This window comes from Synechococcus sp. CCY9201 (assembly GCF_034931105.1).
Classification (GTDB): Bacteria; Cyanobacteriota; Cyanobacteriia; order PCC-6307; family Cyanobiaceae; genus CBW1002.
The window spans coordinates 1-8416 of record NZ_JAYGIC010000135.1 but is presented as its reverse complement, the minus strand read 5'-3'; the positions used below and the strand labels follow the sequence as shown (position 1 = coordinate 8416).

Sequence of the window (8416 nt, the reverse complement as noted above, 5' to 3'; positions counted from 1 at the left end):
GATCGCATCCTGACGATGGACGAGGACAACCTCAGGGCGGTGCAGAGCCTGGCCCGAGCAGGACGGCAAAAATCAGAAAGGACAGACGCAGAGGCAACGGACGGGAATGGGGCAGCCCACCCTGGCGCCCTGGTCGAACCGATCACCAACCATTGCCGCCGCTTCAGGGCACGGGAGGTGCCGGATCCCTACTACGGGGGCGAGGAAGGCTTCGAGCAGGTCCTGGATCTGCTGGAAGACGCCTGCAGCGGACTGCTGGAGGACTTGCGCGCCAGTCTGGATTGAAACAGGCAGCCCGGACTGCCCATCGCATCGGGCAGCCCCGCTGAGCCCCTGCAGGCGCTGGTCAGTCCTGCAGGGGCTCAGCGGGAGCCGGCCAGGCATCCTCCGGCACCCGCTCGCGGAACAGATCGACGAGCCGCTGGATCACGGCCTCGATCGTCAGGCCATCGGTGACCAGGGCGACAGCATCTTTGGCCTGCAGCAGCGGCGCCACGGCACGGGTCGAGTCGAGATGATCCCGTTCGGCGATCTGCGCTTCCAGCTCCGCCAGGGGCGGCACTGCGAACCCCCTCTGCTCAAGATCGAGGGCGCGCCGGCGGGCCCGTTCCGCAGGGGTGGCCGTCAGGAACACCTTCAGCTCGGCGTCGGGAAACACGGCGGTGCCGATGTCGCGGCCTTCCGCCACCAGACCTCCCCTGCGGCCCAGTGCCTGCTGCTGGCGTGTGAGCACGTTGCGCACGCAGGGCTGGGCCGCCACCTGCGACACGAGGGCCGTCACCGCGGGGGAGCGGATCGCCTCGGTGACATCCTGCCCATCGAGCTTGACCCGCTGGCTGCCGTCCTCCGCCAGGCTCAGCTGCAGATCGAGGAGCTGCAACTGCGGGGCCAGGTCAGCGAGAGAGGACAGATCGAGGCCCTGGCGCTGCACCCACCAGGTGAGAGCCCGGTACATCGCCCCCGTATCGAGATAGAGCAGGCCCAGCCGCTGAGCGAAGGCACGGGTCACGGTGCTCTTTCCGGCACCGGCGGGGCCATCGATGGCAACGATCGGGGGACGGCTCATCAGAAAGGTGTGATCGATCAGGCGACTGGAGCCGCAGCGGGCAGCCACCGCCAACAGGCAGAACGGGCTCGCCTGCCGCAGGGGCTGGAGACCATGGGGCTCCACCAGCTCCCCATACTCCACTGCCAAACCCACCGCCTCCAACGGCGCGCGGACAGCCTCCAGCAATGGAGCGGCCTGCCGCTCTCCAGAGCGATAAAGCTCCGCCGCCCGGGCCAGGGCAACAGGGAGCATCGCCGCCCGCTGCCGCTCCACCGGGCTGAGGTAGCGATTGCGGGAGCTGCAGGCCAGCCCATCAGGTTCCCGAACAGTGCCGCAGCCCTGCACGGTCACCGGCAGGGCCAGATCCGCCACCACACGCCGCAGAATCACCAGCTGCTGCCAGTCCTTCTCCCCCAGCAGGAGACGATCAGGACGCACCAGCGCCAGCAACCGGGCCACCACGGTGGCCACACCCTCGAAGTGACCGGGGCGCTGGCGACCACAGAGCGAGGCCTGCAGCTGGGCCGGTGGCTGGATGCGGGTGAGGGCGGCTTCACCGCCCGGATAGATCTCCTCCGCATTCGGAGCGAACAGGGCGTCAGCGCCCGCCGCCGCCGCCAGGCCTGCATCGGCTGTCAGATCCCGCGGATAGCGCTCGAAATCCTCACCGGCTCCGAACTGCAGCGGGTTGACGAACACACTCACCAGCACGGCCGGTGAACCGGAGCCCCCCCCCCGAGCCGCCCGACGGATCAGTTCCTGATGGCCCCGATGCAGCGCGCCCATGGTGGGCACCACATGGAGTGGGCGGCCGGAGGCGCGGATCTCGGTGCACCAGCGGCTCAGCTCCGTGCGCGACGTGAGCAGGGGAAAGGGCAGGCGAGACACAGGATTGACAGCAAAAGCCCATCCGCCAGGTTGACGGATGGGCCAGGGGCTGAGGCCGGGTCGGGCTCAGCGCAGGACTTCGAGCTTCACCTGAGCAACACCGCTGGAGACCAGACCGAGATCCTGAGCGGCACCATGGGCCAGATCGATCACACGGTTTCCGTGGAACGGACCCCGGTCGTTGATGCGGACCACCGACGACCTCCCATTGCGGAGATTGGTGACCCGCACCTTGGTGCCAAAGGGGAGAGTGCGGTGAGCTGCTGTACGGGTACCGGGCCGGAACACCTCACCATTGGCGGTGCGGTTGCCGAAGAAACCGGGCCCATACCAGCTGGCCTGACCGGTGATCACCTGTGCCACTTCGGGCAGACGAACCGAAGCCGATGCCAAAGGGGCGATCGGCGCCTGCTGCATCAAGGACGGCTTGGCGGGAGCCGAGGAATCTTCAATCTGACGAATGGCAACGGCTGAACTCGGAGCAGAGGAAGCAGCCAACGCCAGATCCGAAGTCCCCTTGGCTGGAGCCACGTCGATGGAAAGGCCATTCAGGGCACCGCTCAAGGTCAGTGGAGTTGTTCGGCCGACTTCCGCTATGGCAGGGAAGACAGAACCGGCACCAGAAATCAGGGCGGTGAGAACACCGAGAGAAAATGTTGCTCGCATGACAGGCGAAACTCGCCGCCCAAAGCAACTGACATCCAAGGATCAGATGACCAGTTGACGATGACTTCAAGCCTCAATTGCGGAAGAGGTAGAGGCAGAAGCCGTCGGCGGAGTTCCTATCGGGAAATGACGACGAGCAGAACTTAACCGCACTGGACCAGCCAATTGGTTATCCGTGGACAACCGATTGGCGATCAGGAACTGTCATCATTCCCCAGATTCTTGACACCTACAGGCTTCGCCCGCCCCACGCCAGCCTCGGCCCATCAGCAAGGTCAATCACTTACATAAGCTGCGCTGATTAAAACTTGTGCCGATTCGAGAATCGACCACCGAATTCGTGCGTAACGGATCGCTGGACGGCGGCAAGTCGAGGGTCGGGGAGCGAGAAGCGGCAGGATCGGTGGAAGACGAGCGACGCCTGGAGACACCCTGAATGGATTACCGCACGGCAGGAGTGGATGTGGTGGCGGGGCGAGCCTTCGTTGATCGCATCCGCAGCAGCGTTGAATCCACCCGCCGCCCGGAGGTGGTGGGTGGTCTGGGCGGCTTCGGCGGGCTCTGCCGCCTGCCCGAAGGCCTCAAGCGCCCCCTGCTCGTATCAGGAACCGATGGGGTAGGCACCAAGCTGGAGCTGGCCCAGGCCCACGGTCGCCATCACGCCGTCGGCATCGACCTGGTGGCCATGTGCGTCAACGACGTGATCACCAGCGGCGCCGAACCTCTCTTCTTCCTTGACTACATCGCCACCGGCAAGCTCAGCCCCGAGGCCATGGCGGCCGTGGTGGAAGGCATCGCCGACGGTTGCCGCCAGAGCGGCTGCGCCTTGCTGGGTGGCGAAACGGCGGAGATGCCCGGCTTCTACGGCCCCGGCCGCTACGACCTGGCCGGCTTCTGCGTGGCCGTGGTGGAGGAAGACGAGCTGATCGACGGGAGGGCGGTGCAGGCGGGCGACCGGATCCTGGCGGTGGCCAGCAGTGGTGTGCACAGCAATGGCTTCAGCCTGGTGCGCCGCATCCTGGAGATGAACCATGTCACCCAGGACACACGGCTGCCACAGACCGGAGAGCCCCTGATCGACACCCTGCTAGAACCCACCCGTCTCTATGGGGCCCTGGTAAAGGGGCTGCGGCAGCGGCGTCTGCCGCTGCATGGCATGGCCCACATCACTGGCGGAGGCCTGCCGGAGAATCTGCCCCGCAGCCTGCCGAACGGGCTCCATGCCGCCATCGAGGCCGGCAGCTGGGAGCGACCGCCCCTGTTCCGCTGGCTGCAGCAGAGCGGCGAGGTGCCCGAAGCCGACCTCTGGAACACGTTCAATCTTGGGGTGGGGTTCTGCCTTGTGGTGCCGCAGGCCGCCAGCGATGCAGTGCTTGAGGCCTGCCGCGAGCTGGGTCACCAGTCCTGGCTGCTCGGTGAGGTGCGACAGGGCGAGGTGCCGGCGGAGGCACCACTGGCCGGTTTGCCGTACTGAAGCCAGGCGCCAGGGCGCCGGTGGGGTCATCCGCCCTGCTTAACCTTCCCCAGCGCCCGCTCCACCGCCTGCCGGCAACACGGCACCGAGGCCTGCGGACGCTGCGCGTCGCATGTCATTCGTTTTCTGAGCCCATGTTCGATACCTCCAAACGCATCACCCGGCGACGTAGCTCCGCCGGCCCCAGGCCTCCGGTCCGTCCACAACGCCCCCGCGAAGGATTCACCGGACCTCGCAGCGGCGGCCTGCGGCCCACCTTCCTGGCCCTGCGTGATCACGGCAAGGTCTACGTGGCCGATCTGCCGCGTCTGTCAGACGGCCAGCTGGCCCACGTGGCCAAGGAGGCGCAGGAGGTGCTGGAAAGCCTGCGGCGGCGTCTGGAGGAACTCGAGAGTCAGGTGTCCCTCAGCGAAGCGGAGCAGGACACCCGCATCCGGGCATCCACCAAGCGGGACGTGACCGAACGGTTCATCGGCGCCATTCAGGAGGAGCAGGAACTGCGGCGCAGCAACCCGGCGTTGCGGGCTGCCGCCGGCGAATCCCTGGCCCGTGCCTTCCTGGAAGTGGCACGCCACCGGTTACCTGGTGCCACCTTCGACTCCCTGCTGCAGGAAGCCTTGGCGGCCTGCGGGCCAGACGGTTCCGAGGAGAGCACGCAGAGCGAAGCGCCTGTATCCGTGGGTTCGCCAGCGCCACTGCTGCGACGGCTGGACGGTCCGGTCGTGGTGGCGGCAGCCGAGGAACGCCCGCGCGCCCTGCCGGTGGTCCTTACCCCAGCCCCCGAGCCGGCCGAAGCCATCGGCTGAGCAGGATCGATTCAGGCGCTCTGGAAGGGGTTGGCAGGCATGCGGACCCGATTGGCAAGGGCCAGGTCATCCAGCCCCTGACGCTCCGCCTCGCTCAGCGTCCAGGAGAGGGCCGCCGCTGCGGCGTCGACCTGCTCCGGTCGCCGCAGCCCCGGGATCGGCATGGCGCCATGGGCCCGGCACCAATTGAGCGCCACCGCCGCTGGCGTGGCCCCATGGGAGCCAGCGATCTCCTGGAGGCCCTGCAGCAACGGTTGGGCTGCCGGCAACAGCCGCCGCTGCAGGGCGCCCCGGGGACCCGACAACGTGTGGGCCAACTCTCCAGGCGGCTGGCCGAGCACCCCAAGGGCCAGGGGGCTGTAGGCGATCAAGGCGATGCCCAGCTCCCGGCAGACCGCCGCCACACCATCGGGAGCGATCGGCTCAGGGGCCAGCAGGGAGAGCTGCACCTGCAGGCTGAGGATCGGGATGCCGCGTTCAGCCAGGCGGGCCTGCACCTGCCGCAGGCGCCGCGGCCCCATGTTCGACAACCCCAGACCGGCCACCTCCCCTGCGATCACCAGGTCGGCGAGGCCATCGAGCAGCGGCGCTTCCTGCCAGGGCGCATACCGGGCGGTGCTCCAGTGCAGCTGGACCCGGTCCAGTTTCCCCTGGAGACGCCGGCGGGAAGCGGCGAATGCCCGGCGGAATCCCCCCCGCCCCCAGCGCCAGGGGAAGGGTGCCAGCTTGGTGGCCACAGTGAGCCGCTGCCGTTCCAGTGGCGAAAGGACCCCACAGCAACGGCCCAGCAGGTCCTCGCTGCGGCCATCGAAACGGCCCGTGCCGTAGGAATCCGCCGTATCAAAGAAATGGAGCCCCCGGTCCAGAGCTTGCCGGAAGGTGGCCTCCAGCTGGGGATCCTGGGAAGGCTCGTAGCCCCAGAGGAGCCGGTTTCCCCAGGCCCAGGTACCGACGCCGATCCCCGGCTGGGTGGTCTGCAGCGCCATTCCCCGAACCCCATGAACGGAAACGCCATGATCGTGCTGCCGCTCCCCACTGCCCCCAGCCCGATGTCCTCCCTGCCCGCAGAACCAAGCGCTGTTCAGGCCAGAGCCACAGCCGGCGCTGCTGTGGCGACCAAGCCAGCAGAGCCAGCCGTGCAGCCACAGCCTGATCGTGTGCTCTGCCAGCACTGTGGCCGCACCGCCAGCAACGACATCAGCTGCCAGGGCATCTGCGTGGCCGATTCGGGCTACTGAGCCTCGGCAATGCCGCCAACACGGGCAGCGGTGCCACGATGCCGATGCGCAGCATGCCGAATCTGGTGAGAGCGGCTACAGCCATGGCGCTCTGCATGTGCTTCGGCGCAGTCGAAGCCCTGGTGTCCCCAGGGGCAGCTGGCAATCCCCCGGAAGATTTCGGCCGCTGGGAAACCTCAGTGAGCCACTGCCGGTGGCAAGCGCTGGTCCTTGAGGCTGGGCCAGCGCCGCCTCAAGGACCAGCGCCACAGCGCGCGGCCCGGGCAATCCAGCGCGTTGGGGCGGCCCGTCCTGCCAGCCGGACGCAAAACTCTGACAGCCAGCAGCCCCTGGAGCGGCCGCGGCCTACGCACCCTCCGCCACCTCTGCCGAGCCTTGAGGAGAGCGCCGCAAACGAGCCTGGAGATGGCAACACGCTCTCGGGAGAGACCAGGGAGCCCCCTGCAGTGCCTGCCGAGTCACCCGCGCATGCTGCGGCAGCCCCGATGAAGGCAGCGGTCCTACCGAAGAGCAACCTCAACGGGAGGCATGACCTGCCGGTGGGCGATGAGCCCGACGCCGCGCAGGAAAGCCGGGGCTGCCAGAGCCTGCGCCTCGATCAACTGATGGAGGGACTGCTCAGCATCCAGATCATCGGCCGCGGGGGTGGCTCCCGCTTCTCGAGTGAGCAACTGGTCTTCGTGGGACTGCTGGAGCCAGGCAGTGCCTCCCTGCAGTGCCAGGCGGGTCGATGCAGCCCCCAATGGCCCCTGCTGGTGAAGGTGAGCACGGTCGCCAGCCGCAGCTACGACGACCAGGGGTTGGTGACAAGGCTGCCCAGCAGCCGCCTGGCCCGGGGGGAGTGCCGCCTCGATCGACACCACTTCCGCTGCGAAGCCCATGACGGAGACGGTGGACTGTGGCGCGTTGAGGGCGACCACTGAGGGAGACGACTGAGGGCGACGACCGAGGCCCCGCAAAGGGTTGCAACAACCACTGGCGGGCCTACAGATTTCCTTTAGGATTGGTCCATCGGAGGACGTCATGCTGCACACCACATCGCTGCTGGCCCTGGTGGGCGCCGTCGGATTCGCCCTGCTCTCGGTGATGTTCGGCATCTTCACCTGAGCGCAGGCGCGCTGCCACTCGGCTCGGAAGCCAGAGATTCAGCTCAGCCACCATGAACTCCAGCTGGAGTTCGGATCATCAAGGCGGCACCCAGATTCGAACTGGGGGTAAAGGATTTGCAATCCTCTGCCTTACCACTTGGCCATGCCGCCGGCCGGGGAGCAAACTCCCTGCAGCGGATCGTATCAGCCATGGCATGCCCTCCCGTCTGCTTGTCCTGAGCAACGGCCACGGCGAGGATCTGATCGCCCTGCGCATCCTTGAGGCCCTGCGGGAGCAGCAACCGGACTGCCAGCTGACGGTGATGGCCCTGGTGGGCCTCGGCCAGACCTTCGCGGCGGCCGAGGCCGCCGGCTGGCTGCAGGTGGTGGGCCCCCGCCGCTGCCTGCCCAGCGGTGGCTTCAGTAACCAGAGCCTGCGGGGCCTGCTGCGCGACCTGCGGGCCGGCCTGCCCCTGCTCTCCCTACGGCAGTGGCGCTGGGTGCGGCACTGGGGCCGTGCAGGCCATCCGGTACTGGCGGTGGGGGATCTGCTGCCCCTGCTGCTGGCCTGGAGCGGTGGCGGCCCCTACGGCTTCGTGGGCACCCCCAAGAGCGACGCCACCTGGGCCACACCACCGCCACCGGGCTGGGGTCGGCCCGGCCTTGATGACCGCTATCACCGCTGCAAGGGCAGTGAATGGGATCCGTGGGAATGGGCGCTGATGCGCGCCGATCCCTGCCGTCTGGTGGCCGTGCGCGACCGACTCACAGCCCGCGGCCTGCGGAACCACGGCGTTGCCGCCCTCGCCCCGGGCAACCCGATGATGGACGGATTCCAGACCGAGGCCGTGCCCATCGGCCTTCGCCACGGTCGGCGGCTCTTGCTGCTGCCCGGCAGCCGCCTGCCGGAAGCACTCGGCAATCTGGAGCGTCTGCTCGAGGCCGCGCTGCAGGTGCGGGTCAACGGGCCCCTCCACCTGCTGCTGGCCTGCGGCAACCAGCCCACCAGCGGGGAGCTGGCTCCGCTGCTGAGCCGGGCTGGCTTCAGCAGCACCTGCCTGAGCGCGGAGCAGGGCGCGATCGGAGCGCGGGACAGCTGGCGGGCCGGCACCATCGAACTGCACGTGGGTCCGGGCTGCTTCGGCCGCTGGGCAGCCTGGTGCGAGCTGGGGCTCGCCACCGCCGGCACCGCCACCGAGCAGCTGGTG

At 68.1% G+C, this 8416-nt stretch carries 8 protein-coding genes, 1 tRNA gene and 1 pseudogene; 6 read left to right on the top strand and 4 right to left on the bottom strand.

Going from position 1 to position 8416, the window contains the following annotated elements; translation table 11 throughout:
• A pseudogene (locus VB716_RS13220) lies at positions 1 to 285 on the top strand (hypothetical protein); the annotation flags it as partial.
• Between the two features lie 61 nt (positions 286 to 346).
• Here the strand turns inward: VB716_RS13220 and VB716_RS13215 are convergent.
• Together VB716_RS13215 and VB716_RS13210 are read right to left on the bottom strand one after the other, a co-directional pair.
• Entirely contained in the window at positions 347 to 1927 is a 1581-nt protein-coding gene (locus VB716_RS13215; RefSeq protein WP_323270732.1) for a bifunctional pantoate--beta-alanine ligase/(d)CMP kinase, read from the bottom strand.
• A gap of 75 nt (positions 1928 to 2002) precedes the next feature.
• Positions 2003 to 2602 carry a septal ring lytic transglycosylase RlpA family protein gene (locus tag VB716_RS13210; RefSeq protein WP_323270731.1) on the bottom strand — a complete coding sequence of 200 codons (600 nt, stop codon included), beginning with the start codon at positions 2600 to 2602 and terminating at the stop codon, positions 2003 to 2005.
• A 436-nt stretch (positions 2603 to 3038) separates the two neighbouring features.
• Here VB716_RS13210 and purM point away from each other — a divergent pair, with 436 nt between their 5' ends.
• Together purM and VB716_RS13200 are read left to right on the top strand one after the other, a co-directional pair.
• The gene (gene purM / locus VB716_RS13205; RefSeq protein ID WP_323270730.1) at positions 3039 to 4076 is read left to right on the top strand and encodes a phosphoribosylformylglycinamidine cyclo-ligase; all 1038 of its coding nucleotides are present in this window, start codon (positions 3039 to 3041) and stop codon (positions 4074 to 4076) included.
• Positions 4077 to 4210: 134 nt separating this feature from the next.
• Complete coding sequence (locus tag VB716_RS13200) at positions 4211 to 4882, top strand: 2-hydroxyacyl-CoA dehydratase (protein WP_197158789.1); 672 nt, start codon at positions 4211 to 4213, stop codon at positions 4880 to 4882.
• An 11-nt stretch (positions 4883 to 4893) separates the two neighbouring features.
• On the opposite strand, the gene VB716_RS13195 is transcribed toward VB716_RS13200, so the two are convergent.
• Complete coding sequence (locus VB716_RS13195) at positions 4894 to 5868, bottom strand: aldo/keto reductase (RefSeq protein WP_323270729.1); 975 nt, start codon at positions 5866 to 5868, stop codon at positions 4894 to 4896.
• A gap of 737 nt (positions 5869 to 6605) precedes the next feature.
• Between VB716_RS13195 and VB716_RS13185 the strand changes: the two genes are divergently transcribed.
• Positions 6606 to 7043 carry a hypothetical protein gene (locus VB716_RS13185; protein WP_323247362.1) on the top strand — a complete coding sequence of 146 codons (438 nt, stop codon included), beginning with the start codon at positions 6606 to 6608 and terminating at the stop codon, positions 7041 to 7043.
• A gap of 40 nt (positions 7044 to 7083) precedes the next feature.
• Positions 7084 to 7227, top strand: coding sequence for a hypothetical protein (locus tag VB716_RS13180; protein WP_197158786.1), 144 nt, complete (start codon positions 7084 to 7086; stop codon positions 7225 to 7227).
• An 81-nt stretch (positions 7228 to 7308) separates the two neighbouring features.
• On the opposite strand, the gene VB716_RS13175 is transcribed toward VB716_RS13180, so the two are convergent.
• Positions 7309 to 7379, bottom strand: a tRNA-Cys gene (locus VB716_RS13175).
• Between the two features lie 44 nt (positions 7380 to 7423).
• Between VB716_RS13175 and VB716_RS13170 the strand changes: the two genes are divergently transcribed.
• Positions 7424 to 8416: lipid-A-disaccharide synthase-related protein (locus tag VB716_RS13170; RefSeq protein WP_323270728.1), on the top strand; the 993-nt coding region annotated here is incomplete at its 3' end.

What these genes read in the sequence shown, in the direction of transcription:
- VB716_RS13195 (WP_323270729.1), bottom strand. Translation starts at nt 5,868, where the DNA reads ATGGCGCTGCAGACCACCCAGCCGGGGATCGGCGTCGGTACCTGGGCC.
- VB716_RS13200 (WP_197158789.1), top strand. Translation starts at nt 4,211, where the DNA reads ATGTTCGATACCTCCAAACGCATCACCCGGCGACGTAGCTCCGCCGGC.
- purM (WP_323270730.1), top strand. Translation starts at nt 3,039, where the DNA reads ATGGATTACCGCACGGCAGGAGTGGATGTGGTGGCGGGGCGAGCCTTC.
- VB716_RS13185 (WP_323247362.1), top strand. Translation starts at nt 6,606, where the DNA reads ATGAAGGCAGCGGTCCTACCGAAGAGCAACCTCAACGGGAGGCATGAC.
- VB716_RS13210 (WP_323270731.1), bottom strand. Translation starts at nt 2,602, where the DNA reads ATGCGAGCAACATTTTCTCTCGGTGTTCTCACCGCCCTGATTTCTGGT.